The sequence below is a fragment of the Bifidobacterium saimiriisciurei genome (assembly GCF_010667655.1).
Taxonomy (GTDB): Bacteria; Actinomycetota; Actinomycetes; order Actinomycetales; family Bifidobacteriaceae; genus Galliscardovia; species Galliscardovia saimiriisciurei.
The window spans coordinates 89,445-104,011 of sequence record NZ_WHZU01000007.1 but is presented as its reverse complement, the minus strand read 5'-3'; the positions used below and the strand labels follow the sequence as shown (position 1 = coordinate 104,011).

General features: G+C 63.9%; 16 protein-coding genes and 1 pseudogene. 12 read left to right on the top strand and 5 right to left on the bottom strand.

Annotated features, from left to right (window positions below):
* The first annotated feature begins 2 nt into the window (after nucleotides 1–2).
* From GFD18_RS05755 to GFD18_RS05735, 5 genes are all read left to right on the top strand, one after another.
* On the top strand, nucleotides 3–1,484 hold the full coding sequence (locus tag GFD18_RS05755; RefSeq protein WP_163200389.1) for an MATE family efflux transporter: 1,482 nt from the start codon (nucleotides 3–5) through the stop codon (nucleotides 1,482–1,484).
* Nucleotides 1,481–1,957 carry a KdsC family phosphatase gene (locus GFD18_RS05750; RefSeq protein WP_163200390.1) on the top strand — a complete coding sequence of 159 codons (477 nt, stop codon included), beginning with the start codon at nucleotides 1,481–1,483 and terminating at the stop codon, nucleotides 1,955–1,957. The genes GFD18_RS05755 and GFD18_RS05750 overlap by 4 nt, the downstream gene beginning before the upstream one ends.
* A 94-nt stretch (nucleotides 1,958–2,051) precedes the next feature.
* Nucleotides 2,052–2,732, top strand: coding sequence for a DNA-binding response regulator (locus GFD18_RS05745; protein ID WP_225432922.1), 681 nt, complete (start codon nucleotides 2,052–2,054; stop codon nucleotides 2,730–2,732).
* Nucleotides 2,729–4,171, top strand: coding sequence for a sensor histidine kinase (locus GFD18_RS05740; protein ID WP_163200392.1), 1,443 nt, complete (start codon nucleotides 2,729–2,731; stop codon nucleotides 4,169–4,171). The genes GFD18_RS05745 and GFD18_RS05740 overlap by 4 nt, the downstream gene beginning before the upstream one ends.
* Nucleotides 4,172–4,272: 101 nt before the next feature.
* Nucleotides 4,273–4,815 (top strand): NAD(P)H-dependent oxidoreductase, encoded by a 543-nt coding sequence (locus tag GFD18_RS05735; RefSeq protein ID WP_163200393.1) that lies wholly within the window; start codon nucleotides 4,273–4,275, stop codon nucleotides 4,813–4,815.
* Between the two features lie 283 nt (nucleotides 4,816–5,098).
* Here the strand turns inward: GFD18_RS05735 and GFD18_RS05730 are convergent, their stop codons facing one another.
* The 3 genes from GFD18_RS05730 to GFD18_RS05720 all read right to left on the bottom strand — a co-directional run bounded on the left by GFD18_RS05730 (nucleotide 5,099) and on the right by GFD18_RS05720 (nucleotide 6,228).
* Nucleotides 5,099–5,272, bottom strand: a complete 174-nt coding sequence (locus GFD18_RS05730; protein WP_163200394.1) for a hypothetical protein — start codon at nucleotides 5,270–5,272, stop codon at nucleotides 5,099–5,101.
* A 161-nt stretch (nucleotides 5,273–5,433) separates the two neighbouring features.
* Nucleotides 5,434–5,832 carry a cupin domain-containing protein gene (locus GFD18_RS05725; protein WP_163200395.1) on the bottom strand — a complete coding sequence of 133 codons (399 nt, stop codon included), beginning with the start codon at nucleotides 5,830–5,832 and terminating at the stop codon, nucleotides 5,434–5,436.
* Nucleotides 5,833–6,069: 237 nt separating this feature from the next.
* A complete protein-coding gene (locus GFD18_RS05720) occupies nucleotides 6,070–6,228 on the bottom strand; it encodes a hypothetical protein (protein WP_163200396.1) in 159 nt (52 codons plus the stop codon).
* A gap of 324 nt (nucleotides 6,229–6,552) precedes the next feature.
* On the opposite strand from GFD18_RS05720, the pseudogene GFD18_RS05715 reads away from it, so the two are divergent.
* The 3 genes and pseudogenes from GFD18_RS05715 to GFD18_RS05705 form a co-directional block, all read left to right on the top strand.
* Nucleotides 6,553–6,981, top strand: a pseudogene (locus GFD18_RS05715) (FAD:protein FMN transferase); the annotation flags it as partial.
* Between the two features lie 143 nt (nucleotides 6,982–7,124).
* On the top strand, nucleotides 7,125–7,592 hold the full coding sequence (locus GFD18_RS05710) for a GNAT family N-acetyltransferase (protein ID WP_204314006.1): 468 nt from the start codon (nucleotides 7,125–7,127) through the stop codon (nucleotides 7,590–7,592).
* A gap of 152 nt (nucleotides 7,593–7,744) precedes the next feature.
* Complete coding sequence (locus tag GFD18_RS05705) at nucleotides 7,745–8,821, top strand: aldo/keto reductase (protein ID WP_204314007.1); 1,077 nt, start codon at nucleotides 7,745–7,747, stop codon at nucleotides 8,819–8,821.
* Between the two features lie 117 nt (nucleotides 8,822–8,938).
* Here GFD18_RS05705 and GFD18_RS05700 read toward each other — a convergent pair whose 3' ends face one another.
* Entirely contained in the window at nucleotides 8,939–9,418 is a 480-nt protein-coding gene (locus tag GFD18_RS05700; protein WP_163200398.1) for a flavodoxin, read from the bottom strand.
* Between the two features lie 133 nt (nucleotides 9,419–9,551).
* On the opposite strand from GFD18_RS05700, the gene GFD18_RS05695 reads away from it, so the two are divergent.
* The 3 genes from GFD18_RS05695 (at nucleotide 9,552) to GFD18_RS05685 (ending at nucleotide 12,086) form a co-directional block, all read left to right on the top strand.
* Entirely contained in the window at nucleotides 9,552–10,415 is an 864-nt protein-coding gene (locus tag GFD18_RS05695; protein WP_163200399.1) for a LysR family transcriptional regulator, read from the top strand.
* A 163-nt stretch (nucleotides 10,416–10,578) separates the two neighbouring features.
* On the top strand, nucleotides 10,579–11,205 hold the full coding sequence (locus GFD18_RS05690) for a sugar O-acetyltransferase (RefSeq protein WP_163200400.1): 627 nt from the start codon (nucleotides 10,579–10,581) through the stop codon (nucleotides 11,203–11,205).
* Nucleotides 11,206–11,219: 14 nt separating this feature from the next.
* The gene (locus GFD18_RS05685; protein WP_163200468.1) at nucleotides 11,220–12,086 is read left to right on the top strand and encodes a DUF3737 family protein; all 867 of its coding nucleotides are present in this window, start codon (nucleotides 11,220–11,222) and stop codon (nucleotides 12,084–12,086) included.
* A 22-nt stretch (nucleotides 12,087–12,108) separates the two neighbouring features.
* Here the strand turns inward: GFD18_RS05685 and mscL are convergent, their stop codons facing one another.
* Nucleotides 12,109–12,666 carry a large conductance mechanosensitive channel protein MscL gene (gene mscL / locus GFD18_RS05680; RefSeq protein ID WP_163228262.1) on the bottom strand — a complete coding sequence of 186 codons (558 nt, stop codon included), beginning with the start codon at nucleotides 12,664–12,666 and terminating at the stop codon, nucleotides 12,109–12,111.
* 164 nt (nucleotides 12,667–12,830) lie between these two features.
* On the opposite strand from mscL, the gene GFD18_RS05675 reads away from it, so the two are divergent.
* On the top strand, nucleotides 12,831–14,432 hold the full coding sequence (locus tag GFD18_RS05675; RefSeq protein WP_163200402.1) for an ABC-F family ATP-binding cassette domain-containing protein: 1,602 nt from the start codon (nucleotides 12,831–12,833) through the stop codon (nucleotides 14,430–14,432).
* The last annotated feature ends 135 nt before the right edge of the window (nucleotides 14,433–14,567 follow it).

Sequence of the window (14,567 nt, the reverse complement as noted above, 5' to 3'; positions counted from 1 at the left end):
TGATGGATAACGAACTGTTTGAGAGGGCGCCTATTCCGAAGGCGTATTTCAGTCTGGCGATGCCTGTGGTGATGAGTATGCTCGTCACGCTGGTCTATAACATGGTGGACACGTATTTCATCGCGCATACGGGTGATTCGAATATGGTGGCGGGTGTTTCGCTGTCGGCGCCGGTGTTCATGGTGATGATCGCCATCGGTGACATCTTCGGTCTGGGTGGCAGTTCGGTGATCTCCCGTCTGTTCGGCCAGCACCGGTATGCGGATGGCAAACGTCTTAGTGTGTTCAGCTTCTATGGGTCGTTGCTGATCGGCGTTGTGATTCTTGTCGTCGGTCTGGTGTTCCGCGGTCCGATTCTGTCGATGCTGGGTGCGAATGAGGCGACGTGGGTTCATGCTTCCGCGTACTATACGTGGATCATCATCGGTTCGCCGCTGATTATCGTGTCGATGACTCCGGTCAACCAGTTGCGTACCGAGGGGCATGCCGTGCCGTCGATGATCGGTCAGATCGCGGGCACGGTGCTGAACATCATTCTCAATCCTCTGTTCATTCACGTGTTCGGCTGGGGTGCGGCGGGTTCCGCGTTCGCCACCGTGCTGGCGAACGTGTGCACCGACGCGTATCTTGTCTGGTTCCTCATCTTCCGTAGTACGAACCTGTCCGTGGACCCGCGTCTTATGCTCATGCGCTTCTCCGGCACTCCGCGTCGGGCTTCCACGAAGACCTATGGCAAGGAGTTCGTCGAACATCCCGTGCCGGTGCGACGTCGTCGTCTGAACATCACGGGGCTGGAGGTCAAGGACATTCTCGTCATCGGCATTCCCGCCGCAATCACGAATCTTACGCAGAGCTTCGGCATCGTCATGGTGAACCTGTATCTGCTGCGATACGGCAACGATCCGGTGGCGGCCATGGGCATCGCGCTGAAGGTGGTGATGATCGCCGTGTCCGTGTTCGTGGGCTTCGCGTTCGGCGCGCAGGCGCTCATCGGCTACAACTATGGCGCCCGCAACATGAAACGTCTGGCCGGCATCCTCAGGTTCTCCTATATCTTCCTCAGCTGCTTCGCCATCGTCATGACCGTTCTGCTGAGCGTATTCGACCGTGAGCTCATGGGCTTCTTCATCAACGACCCGCATATCATCGACCTCGGTGCGGGGATGCTTCGCGTGCAGTTGCTGAGTCTCGTGTGCGTGGGCGTCGTCATGGTGACCACGTGCACGTTCCAGTCGATGGGCAAGGCCATGGGCGCGTTCATCCTGTCCATCAGCCGTCAGGGCGTGGTATTGGTCATCGTATTGGCTGTCGCATCCCGCATCGGCGGTTATCAGGGCGTCATCGCCGCTCAGGCGATCGCCGACCTGATCACCGCCATCATGGCGGGCGTACTGTTCTACATCATGCTGCCCGAACTGCGTGGAGGCTCGCGTAGGAGCGGTGCGATCAAGGCCGGCAATGTCAAGGAGGATACGGAATCATGACAATCAGACTGTTGGTGATGGACGTCGACGGCACCCTGACCGACGGCAGTATCCTCATCGGCCCCGACGGCGAGATGATGAAGACGTTCAACGCGAAGGACGGCTACGGCGTCAAGCACCTGCTGCCGGCCGCCGGCATCGAACCGATGATCATCACCGGACGCAATTCGAGCATTCTCGCCTACCGCGCGAACGAACTGGGCATCACGGCCTTGTATCAGGGCGTGCACGACAAGCTGCCGCTGCTGAAACGGCTCATGGACGAGCGTGGGCTGGACGTCTCCGAGGTCGCATACATCGGCGACGACCTCAACGACCTGGAGGCCATGCGGTTCGTCGGCGTCTGCGGATGCCCGGCCGACTCCTCGCAGGGCATCATCGACGTCGTGGATTACGTATGCCGTCGCGACGGCGGACGCGGCGCCGTGCGCGAGTTCATCGAACACCTCATCCGTCTCAACGAGGGCCGATAGGCCGTCCGCCCATCCATCACACCGCCCGGTGCCACGGTCAACGAATGACTACGACATCGGGCGTCTTCATTCCAAGGCGGTTACTGTGGCAGCCATGACAGAACACGAAAGCAACGGCGGCAATGGGCGCATCAGTCTGGCCGCCGTCGACAACGACGCCATGACATTGATGGCATTGCAGGCCATAGCGCCGAAGCTCCTGCCCGGCGGCACGTTCATCTGGACGACCGATTCGCCGAACACGGCGGTGCGGCGGTCCCTGAATCCGGCGACACGGCCGGACATGCTGCTCATGGACATGTCCCTCGGCCGAGACAGCGGTGCGGCGGTCTGCCGGCGCATACGCGCACGCACCCCGCACATGCCGGTGCTCGCCGTCACCTCGTTCCCCCTGCACATCTACGCGAAGGCCGCAGCCGAAGCCGGCGCCCAGGGCATCGCCTCGAAATCCGACATGCCCGCGCTCGCCCGCGCCATGCGCATCGTCGCCGACGGCGGCACCGTCCCATGTGACGATCCGATATCATTCGAGACCGCCGAGCAGGCGCACCGGCGTCTCGCCACCGACCTGTCGCAGGACCTTCCCCTATTGACCGACAAGGAAGTGGAGACGTTGGAGATGATGTCGCGCGGCTACACCTTCGAACGACTGGCGAAGGAATGGGGCGTCGGCTCCAGCACCATCCGCACGCACGCCCACCGGGCGGAGAAAAAACTGGGGGCCGCCACGCTGGCGCAGGCCATCGCGATCTGGATGAGCGAGGAACGAGCATGAGCACGGACATGGACACGAACGTCGATACAGAACTCAAAGGCAATACGATTACGGATGAGACAAGCGAGCACGCCGAACGATTGGACGAGGGGTCGCCGGCAACGCTGTGGCAGCATATGCGCCAATGGTGGCATGAGCCGCACTTCATCGGCAAGACCACTCTTGCCATGCTGATACTGCTGGCCTTCGGCAACATCTACGCCATGACGGACGGCTCGATCTCCCCCGCCGGCGTGCAGGCTTGCTATCTCATCGCATACGCGGCCCTGGCATTGTGGCAGCGCTGGCCACGCATCATGGGACCTATTCTGCTCGTCATCATGCCCATCGCATGCGTGATCACGCGCGTCTACACGGTAGCCGACGTATGGCCGCTGTATCTCGCCGCACTGCTCGGCATCGGATACCTCATGCCGAAATGGCTGGGCGCCGTGGCGCCGGTAATCGGCGTGGGCGTCGAGATCGGTTCCGCCATGGCAATTGACGGGGGTGTCATCCATCCGGCCATGTTCGGTGCGCTCAACCCGGTCGCCGGCATCGTCGCGGGATACGTCAATGCGATGCTCACGGCCGACGGTACGGCCGGCGCATCCCCGAACACCATGGACTGGAGCACAACGCCAGACTCCCCCATCACCACGCTGCTGGCCGTGACGTCCATGCTGTTCATGTACGCGTTCGTCTCCTACGGCATGTATGCGAAAGGCCGCGACAGGCTCCGCATCGGCGAACGCGAACGGCGTCGCATGACGCGGCAGATCACCCAGACACGACTCAACCAGCGGCTCGCAGGCATGATCCACGACTCCGTGACCAACGACCTGTCCCAGGTGGTGATGCTCTCCTACCAGGCACGCGCACAATTCGACGCCTCATCGAACCCGCAGCTGACGGCGACCATGGATGCCATCGACCAGCGGACCCATGCGGCGCTCGACGGCATCCACAAGGTGATCGACCTGCTGCTGGACGGCGAACGGGACGACAATTCCCACGCGGAAGAGCAAGCGGGCGCCGGCACGCGCGACGGGTCCATGGCCGACGGCATCGCGGCGTTGAAGCGGATGGTCGACGTCGAGGAGACCAAACTGCATGAGCTGGGATACCATGGCGCCACCCATTGGAAGGGGTCGGCACCCGCATCGGACCCCAGCCACCTCGACCTCGTCGGGAACCTGCTGAAGGAAATCTATGCGAACATCCTGCGACACTGCACGCCGGGGGACGACACATACGACGTATTCGTCACGGTCGACGACGCCACGATGCGCATCACCGAAGTGAACCCCGTGCATGAGACGCCGGAGGCGATGCAGGGACTCCGTTCGGGCCGTGGCCTGGGCCTGCACTGTGCGGCCGTCGAAGCCGTTGGCGGCGAATTCAACACTGGCATCCAGGACGGCGCGTGGACCATCGACGCGCTGGTCCCGCTGCGCTGACTCCCCGATGCCTGCGGCCACGGACCGGTTCGCCTTCCGATGCCGTGCGCTTCGGCTATCATCGCCAAGTGAAGCATACAATTCCGGCAAAGGAGCGAATCATGACGAACACTGCCGAGAACACCCTGGTTCTGGTGTTCCACCCCCATCTGGAATCCGGGTCCGTGGCCAACCGGCGACTGGCCGAGGCCGCTCGAGGCGTTGACGGCGTGACGGTGCGCGACGTGTACGCGCTCTACCCGGACGAAAACATCGACGCTGCCGCCGAACAGGCCGAACTGCTCAAGGCCGACCGCATCGTTTGGCAGTTCCCCATGTACTGGTATTCCTCGCCCTCGCTGCTCAAAAAATGGGAGGACGAGGTGCTCGCCTACGGCTGGGCATACGGGCCCGGCGGCGACAAACTCGCCGGCAAGAAGATCATGTGCGCCGTGACCGCCGGCAGCACGGAGGATGAATACCAGCGTGACGGCAGGTTCCGTGCCACCATGGACGAGACGCTCAACCCGATGCGCATCACCACCGAATACGTGGGCGCGCAGTGGCTGGAGCCGTTCGCCGTATACGCCTGCACGCCCGACGACCTGAGCGACGAGCGGCTCGCCGACGCCGCCGAACGGTACGCCGAGGTTCTGCGCGGCTAGACGACGCAGCTGGTCGGCCTGTTCGTCTGAAACCGGCCGATTTGACGGGAAAATAACGCGGGCCGTGGAACCTGTCTGGCTTCCCCGCACCGGTTCCACGGCCCGCGTTATTTTCCCGTCAAATCGGCCGGTTTCAGACGAACAGGCCGACCAGCTGCGTCGTCAGCAGAATGAGCAGAACGCAGGAGACGACGAACCATATGCCACCGGCCACGGCCATTGCCACACCGGCATTCTTGCACCACAAGGGCACGGGCCTGCCCTTGTACCGGCGCCACGCCCGTCATGCCAGCAATGCGGCCCCCTCGACGGCAAGCAGGAAGGCGATGCCAAGGCAGATGCCCGCGCCGACGGCCAGGGCGGCTCCCACACCCAGAGCCACCAGCCCCAAGGTCATCACGGCCAGCATGCCGACGTAGAGCACAATCAACAATATGAACAGCCCGGCGATGATCATCGCGTCTCCCGACTCCCCCGATTCATGAATTAAGGGCGAACGCCGTATCTCCGCCGTCTTCCAGCGAACCGAGGAGCGCCCACACCGCCATCATAGGCCCCTACTGCGGAAAACCGCAGCTTCAGGGCCGACGTTCCACGCGTACGGCCGTCGGCTGATGGTCAGGCGAGCTTGCGGTATTCCTCGTCGTCGACCGGTTCGAGCCATTCGTTGCCCGCGCCCTCCTTCCTGGGCATGACGGCGATGTGCGCGAACGCCTCGGTGGGGGCGGCGCCGTGCCAATGCTTGGTCTCCGGCGGGATATAGGCCACGTCGCCGGGCTTGAGCTCCACCGGCTCTTGGCCTTCGATCTGGTAGTAGCCGCGGCCTCCCACGGCGATCAGAATCTGGCATACGCCGTGGTGGATGTGCCAGTGGTTCGTGCATCCCGGTTCGAACGTCACGTTCGCGACATTGACCTGATCGTCGCCGGCGAGTGGCGCAAGCCAGCTCTGGCCTTCGAAATACTGGGCGTAGGCGTCATTCGGCTTCCCCATCGGGAATGCGCTCGGATTCTCCATGATTTCTTGTCCTTTCGTGTATCGTTCGGTTCCATTACACGGCATCCGCCGCCGTATCGCCAATAGTGTCGTCTCATGGGATGCCATGCCCCGCGTGCATGGAAGCATGGGACCTTCCTCCATTCCTCGGGCGAGATGGGCGTTGATGTAACGGGTCATGCGGTCGATGGCGAGAGCTTCGTCGTCGCCGGCGAATCCGTGCGAGCCGATGATGGCCGGCCTGCGGTCGCCTGCGCCTTACGGCACATACAATTCGCCCCATATGCGTTGGCCGTCGCCGCGCATCACGGTCAGCCTGTTCGTTTCGTAGCCGTATGCGGCGGTGTCCGTGACATGGTTCGTCGTCGGTGCCGTCGACGCGTTGCCGGCGCATCCGGCGAATGGGGCGATCAGCATCATGGCTCCTGCCGCCGCGGCAAGCAGTCTGGTTCGGTTTTCGACATGACGCATCCGGCTTTCCCCGCATAGGCGTGCGTCGTCATGGCCAATCGTCGGATTACAGACACCAGCGCGCGAGCGCGATCGTGCGCGCACGGTAACCGCCGTTCAGTGGGCGTCCGTCAAGCGGCGGGCATGCGTCGAAGACCTCGGTCCTGAAGTCGGATACGCTCATGCGCAGGCTGCGGGTCAGCGTGCGGTCAACGAGCAGCTCAAGCCATTCGGGACTGGAGCCCGCGCAGGTGAGGATGACGCCGAGCTTCTTCTTCGGCCCGTGGCTGGACGGTGGCCGTCCCCGACCCCGTCGACCGGAATCGTACTGTCGCGACGCTCCTGCCGCTCGCCGTGACGGATCACGGCGGAGATTCGATGGCTCCGGCCTCCGTCTCCGTCGCCACCAGCGGCGTCGGCGAACGCCGGTTCGAGTCCGATGGCGTCGTCTATCATCACATCCTCGATCCGCATACCGGCCGTCCCGCCCGCACCGGCCTCACGGGTGCGACGCTTGTCACGCGGGACTCCATCGACGCCGAAGGCCACTCGACCACCGTGCTCGCGCTCGGCTCGACGCGCGGCGCACGGTTCGTCGAACACCATCCCGAGATTCTCGGCGCGCTGCTTGTCCGCGACGACGGCGCCATGCCTCGCCTCGGCGTCGCCGGATCCGCTTGTTGCGCCCATACGCTACCGTGCCAATCAAGGGGGAACTGATTCATGTCGAAACCATTGCTCAACGACCAGGCCCGACGGGCTTCATCGTGCGGGGCCGGCGTGCGCATGGCCGACATCTGCCATGAGCCGTTCGCGTTCTGACTCTCCGGACGGATGCCATGCGCTTTCGTATACTGGCGTGCATGGCATTGGAATTGACGATCAAACGATTCGAGGAGCTGACCGCGGCCGAACTGTATGAGATCTACCGGGTGCGCGTGGCCGTGTTCGTGGTCGAGCAGGAGTGCGCCTATCAGGAGGTCGATGATGCCGACCGGCGGTGCTGGCATGTGTTCCTGCATGACGACGACGGCATCGCCGCCTACTGCCGGGTGATCGACGCGGGCGTCACGTTCGACGAGACGTCGATCGGGCGCGTGCTGTCACTGCGCCGTGGCCGTGGCCTGGGCACGCGCATCGTCGAGGCCGGATTGGACGTTGCGAGGACGCGCGCGAAGGCGACGGTCGTGCACATCGAGGCGCAGACCCATGCGCGGGGCATGTACGAGCGGCTCGGCTTCGTGCAGGTGTCCGACGAGTTCCTGGAGGACGGCATCCCCCATATCGGCATGATGTGGCATGCCGGCGCGGTTGCGGACCGTCGCGGGTGACGGCCGTCGGACGATTGGATGATGCGGCCTGATACGCGTCGTACCGATATGCGGCCCCATGCTCAACGGGCATGGAGCCGCATCGAACGACACTATTGGCCGGTTCGTTCCCGCGGCGGTTCAATGAAACCGACTTAGGAAAGGAACGCATCATGCCCATCAATGACGAATACGACGACGTTGCGCCGATCGATCTGCCGAAGCGTACGCTCGGCACCGGATCCGCAGCCCTGGAGGTCTCGGCGATAGGCCTCGGCTGCATGGGGTTCACGATGAGCTGGCCGCCGTTCCTGCCGCACGACGAGTCCATCCGCGTGATCCGCACCGCCTACGAGATGGGCGAACGGTTCTTCGACACGGCCGAAGTGTACGGTCCGTTCGCGAACGAGGAGCTGGTGGGCGAGGCGTTGGAGCCGTTCCGTGACGACGTGGTCATCGCCACCAAATTCGGTTTCGCCCTGCATGGGGGATTCGGCGAGGACGAGGGCGAGGCGCAGTTGGATTCCTCGGGGCGTGTGCAGCAGACCGATTCGCGTCCCGAGACGATCCGCAAGGCGGTCGAAGGCTCGTTGAAGCGTTTGCGCACCGACCACATCGACCTCTACTACCAGCATCGCGTCGACACGAAGGTACCGATCGAGGACGTGGCCGGCGTGATGGGCGAGCTCATGGACGAAGGCAAGATCCTGCATTGGGGCCTGTCGGAGGCGGCGCCCGCGACCGTGCGCCGGGCGCATGCGGTCACGCCGGTCACGGCCGTGCAGAATGAGTATTCGATGTGGTGGAGGAAGCCCGAGGAGGAGCTGATTCCCACGCTGGAGGAGCTCGGCATCGGACTGGTGCCGTTCAGTCCGCTCGGCAAGGCGATGCTCGCCGGACGGTTCAACGCGTCCACACGGTTCGCGGACGATGATTACCGCAGCCGTATCCCTCGCTTCTCCCCCGACCATATGGCGCACAACATCGCGATGAGCGACTATGTCGAATCCCTGGCACGGGCGAAGGGCGTGGCGCCCGCGCAGATCGCGCTCGGCTGGCTGCTCGCGCGGAAGCCGTGGATCGCGCCGATTCCCGGCACCAAGCACGTGGACCGTCTGCGCCAGAACCTGGGCGGCGCCGCCGTCACGTTCACGTCCGACGAGCTCGCCGACATCGACCGCGCGCTCGGCGCGATCACCATCGAGGGCGCCCGCTACCAGCCCACGCAGGAGGCCCTGACCAACCACTGATATCGGGACCGTATGAATCCCCTGCACGACGAATATGGCCGGCCACAGGCATCCCTTGTGACCGGCCATATTCGTCGTGCATCAGTCCAAGCTCGGTATAGCCGGCACTCCGTCGAACTACAGGCTCAATCCGTCAACCCAATTAGCGAGTCTGCCCTCGCTTTCGGAGGCGGCGATGCGGCGGCCCGCGACCCAATGGGCGGCGGATGCGGAATCGTGCAGCTGCGTGCCGTCGGCGCCGCGCGTGCTGGAACCGGACGTGGCGAACGTCACGATGGTCCTGCCGGACCATTCGGCGCTTTCGAGGAACGTGCGCACCACGCGCGGCGCGGTCTCCCACCACAGCGGATAGCCGACGGACACCACGTCGTAGGGCTTCACGTCGATCGGTTCGGCCAATGCGGGCCGCATGTCGCGGTGCGCGTGCTCCACACTGGACCGGCTTGCGGCGTCACGCCAATTGATGTCGGCCGCCGTGTAGGGTTGGGCCGGCACGATTTCCTTCAGGTCCGCGCCGATGGCGTGCGCCAGCCGTTCGGCCACGCCGCGCGTGGTTCCGGTGGCGGAGAAATAGGTGACGAGCATTCGCTTGCCCATGATGGTTCCTTTCCATTGTCCTTGATATTGCCTATTGAACGGCGTTCCCTCGTCCATGTCCAATACGTGATGATGATGTTCGGTCATGCCTTTCGGGCATGATGCAATAATGTAGGCTAGGAAGGCGGGAATCATGGAACTGCGAGTGCTCAGGTATTTTCTGGCGGTGGCCGAGGAGGGCAACATCACGTGGGCGGCGCAATTGCTGCGCATCTCCCAGCCGACGCTGTCGCGGCAGTTGAAGCAGTTGGAGGAGGAACTGGGGGTCACGCTGTTCCATCGCGGCCCCCATGCCATCACCCTCACCGACGAGGGGCGTCTGCTGCGTGAGCGGGCGCAGGCCATCGTCTCCCTGGCCGACAAGACCGAGATCGAGCTCAGACAGTCCGAAAGCGGTCTTGGCGGCGAGATCGTGATCGGCTGCGGCGAGGTGAGGGCCATGACCTTCCTGTCCCGCCGTATGTCCGCGTTCCGCAGGCTTCATCCGAACGTGAGGTTCCAGGTGACCAGCACCACCTCCGATATCATCCAGGATCGGATCGAGCAGGGTCTCATGGATTTCGGACTGCTCACCGAACCCATCGACGTCAGCCGATACGAGTATCTCCGTCTGGATGTTCCCGACCATTGGGGTGCGCTCGTGGCCGAGGACCATCCGCTGGCCTCGCATGACGCCGTCACGCCCGAGGACCTGCAGGACGAGCCGCTGATCCTGCCGTCGCGCGAGTCGGTGCGCCGGATAATCTCCCAGTGGTTCGGTACCGAGCGCGCCGAACGGCTCACCATCGCCGGCTACTGCAACCTGCCCAGCAACGGCGCGAACATGGCGGCCAACGGCGTGGGCGCGTTCCTGTGCTACGACCTGGGCAACACCTATCCCGGCTCTCGCATGATCCCGTTGGACCCCGTGCTGACATGCGGCACCGTGCTCGTGTGGAAGAAGCAGGGCGTGCGCTCCCCCGCGGCGGCGGAGTTCGGGCGGTTCCTGAATTCATGAACCGCCCGCAGACGATCGGGCGATTGCGGGACGCGCATCGTCATGCTTTCAGGGCATGAACCGGCATTGACGATGATTATTGGATATTCCTTTCCGGGGGCGGTTCAATAAAACCGACCAACGAACCGCTTTCCTGCGGGAGCGCCGACGGAAAGGAACGACCATGACGAACCCGGATATCCTCGAACGGGACCGCGGCGGCATACCCGTCTCGCCACACGAGCCCGAATACGCCGCCATCAGCGCCATCATCCGCGAGGCCATGCGCCTGTGCGCGGAACTCAACACCGGATATCACACGCCCGAGGAGACGCACGGCATGTTCGAACGGATCGTCGGGCACCCGGTCGATCCGTCGTTCCGCATGAACCCGCCGTTCCACACGGACTTCGGCCGCAACATCACCGTGGGCCGAAACGTATTCGTCAACTGGGGCTGCGTGATGATGGACCGCGGCGGCATCGCCATCGGCGACGGCACGTTCATCGGACCGAACGTGCAGCTCATCACCACCAACCACGACCACGACCCGTACAACCGCCCCACCACCATCTCCCGTCCCATCACCATCGGCGAGCGCGTGTGGATCGGCGCGGGCGCCATCGTGCTGCCGGGCGTAAGCGTGGGCGACAATGCGATCGTCGGCGCGGGGGCCGTCGTCACGCATGACGTGCCGGCGGATGCGGTCGTGGCCGGCAATCCGGCCCGGATCATCGGCAGCGTGCCGGAGGGCGGCAGGCCGGCGACGGACGCCGATACGACCGCGCAGTGCGGGAGGGATGCCCGATGAGCAGGGCCGGAACGATGGACACCAGACGTCAGCGGCTGCTGACCGGCGAGCGCGCCGAGTTCTTCGCCCGCGACCGCCGGTACGAGCAGTGCACGTTCGCGGACGGCGAATCGCCGCTCAAGCATGCGTGGAACATCGAGCTGGAGGGCAGCACGTTCCAGTGGAAGTATCCGCTGTGGTACTGCAAGAACGTGACCGCGCGCGGCTGCACATGGTTCGAGATGGCGCGCGCCGGGGTATGGTACACATGCCGCATCCTGGTGGAGGACTGCACCATCGAGGCGCAGAAGAACTTCCGTCGGTCGAACGAGGTGACGCTGCGCCGCGTGGACCTGACGAACGCGGCCGAAACCCTGTGGAACTGCACGAACGTGATGTTGGACGACGTGGTGGCGCACGGCGACTATCTGGCGATGAACTGCGAGAACGTGACGGCGTCGAACCTGCGGCTGGTGGGCAACTATCCATTCGACGGCGCACGCAACGTGACGATCACCGGGTCGCGTCTGATCTCGAAGGACGCGTTCTGGAATTCGGAGAACGTGACGGTGCGCGACTCGTTCATCTCCGGCGAGTATCTGGGATGGAACTCGCGGAACCTCACGTTTGTCAACTGCACAATCGAAAGCCTGCAGGGCCTGTGCTACGTGGACAATCTGACGCTTCGCGACTGCCGGCTGGTCAACACCACGCTCGCGTTCGAGTATTCGACGGTGGATGCGGGCGTGCATGGCACGATTGACAGCGTGCTCAACCCGTCCGGCGGCATAATCCGCGCGGATGCGATCGGGGACCTGACGATTGATGCGGACAAGGTTGACCCCATGGCGACCATGGTCGTCACGCGTGGTGCGACGCCGTCGACGGAGATGGCGGCATAGCCGACGTATCGCGGCCAGCACGTCATTCGGAACGTGGATTCTCACCGTCCCGGCGCTTGAGCTCGTCGCGGATCTCCTCCAATACGGCGAGCGTCCTCTCCTCCGTTGTCGGACCGGCCTGCTCGTCCGCATCGGCCTCCTCGCGCGCCAGGGCCGCCGCCGTCACGTCGCGCAGCTTGTTGATCGGCAGGATGATGCAGAAATACACGGCCACGCCGATGAGCAGGAAGTTGATGACCTCGTTGAGGATGGATCCGAACGAGATCGTCGCCCCGTTGAACGTGATGTTGAGCATGGCCGACATGTCCGGCTTGCCGCCGATCATCGCGATCAACGGGTTGATGAAGTATTTGACGATCGCGTTGACCACGCCGGTGACGGCGGAACCCATCACCACGCCGACCGCCATGTCGATCATCGAACCACGCGAGATGAACTTCTTGAACCCGCCGAACGGCCCCTTGTCGGTCAGCGAGACGATCCTTTTCGCCGTATCCTCCGTGACGTTCAACGCGCCCTTGGCCAAAGCGGCCGTGGACTGCGTGGCCTGATGCAGCGGCGAATGCGATTCGTTCGACATGATTCCTCCCTGATGCGCGATTCCAAACGGTCGTATCAACGACGACGATTCAACGGTACCGCAGGAACCGCGACGAAACCGTTGTCCCTTCGGCATGGCGTTCGGTATCATGGACGGTTGGACTTTTGAGAAAACGACGAACGATTGTAATCGGCAGGTGAGCAATGGCCATCGAGGCACAGGGACTGGAAATTCGCATCGGCGCACGCACGCTGCTCAACCCCACGGACTTCCACGTGGCGAAGGGCGACCGCATCGGACTGGTCGGCCGCAACGGCGCCGGCAAGACCACGCTCACCCGCGTCATCACCGGCACCATGCTGCCCACCGCAGGCAAGGTGCGTGTCACCGGCAAGCTCGGCTACCTGCCGCAGGACACCCACACCGGCGACCAGGAGCAGACCGCCATCGACCGCATCATGAGCGCACGCGACATCAACAGCATCCTCACCCGCCTGCGCAAGGCCGAAAAGGACATGACCAACCCCGACCCCGACATCATGGAGAAGGCCATGCGCCGCTACGACAAGGCGCAGCAGGACTTCGAGAACGCCGGAGGCTACGGCGTGCAGTCCGAGGCCATCGTCATGGCCGAAAGCCTCGGACTCGACCAGGAAGTGCTCAAACGCGAGCTCGGCACCCTCTCCGGCGGCCAGCGCCGACGCATCGAACTGGCGCGCATCCTCTTCTCCGACGCCGACACCATGATCCTCGACGAGCCCACCAACCACCTCGACGCCGACAGCATCGAATGGCTGCGCGGCTACCTCAAGAAATTCAACGGCGGCTTCCTCGTCATCTCCCACTCCACCGAACTGCTCGACGAGGTCGTCAACAAGGTCTGGCACCTCGACGCCCAGCTCGCCCAGATCGACATGTACTCCCTCGGCTGGAAGGCCTACCTGCATCAGCGCGCCGTCGACGAGGAACGCCGCCGCCGCGAACGCGAGGTCGCCGAAAAGAAGGCCGAACGCCTCATGAAGCAGGGCATCCGCCTGCACGCCAAAGCCACCAAGGCCGTCGCCGCCCAGAACATGATGCGCCGCGCCGAAAAACTCCTCGAAAACACGTCCGAAGCGCAGAAGAAGGAGAAGGTCGCCGACATCCGCTTCCCCGAGCCCGCGCCCTGCGGCCGCACCCCCATCATGGCCAAGGACATCTCCCGCGCCTTCGGCTCCAACATCGTGTTCGCCGGCGTCAACCTCGCCATCGACAAAGGCTCCCGCGTCGTCATCCTCGGCTACAACGGCGCCGGCAAGACCACCACGCTGCGCCTGCTCGCCGGCATCGACAAGCCCGACACCGGCGAGGTCGTCTTCGGCCACGGCGCCAAGATCGGCTACTTCGCCCAGGAGCACGACACGCTCGACAACGACGCCACCGTACTCGAGAACCTCACCCACGTCGCCCCCGACCTCAACGACACCCAGGCGCGCAGCATCCTCGGATCCTTCCTCTTCTCCGGCGACGACGCGTTGAAGCCCACACGCGTGCTCTCCGGCGGCGAAAAGACCCGACTCGCGCTCGCCACGCTCGTCACCTCCCGAGCCAACGTGCTCCTCCTCGACGAGCCCACCAACAACCTCGACCCCGCCTCCCGCGACGAGATCCTCAAGGCCATCGCCAAATACGAGGGCGCCATCGTCCTCGTCACCCACGACGAAGGCGCCGTCAAGGCATTGAACCCCGAACGCGTGCTGCTCATGCCGGACGGGGATGAGGATTTGTGGAGCGACGACTACCTCGACCTGGTTGCGGAAGAGTAATGGAGTGTCCTCGACGTTGCCCCTCGGTCGACGTACCGTCGTACGCCTTCCCTCGGTGCGCCTTGCCGCCGCACGCGTTATTCCACGGCAACCCACTTATGACAGGTTGCATAAAAAGGGGCGCGGGGCCCCCCC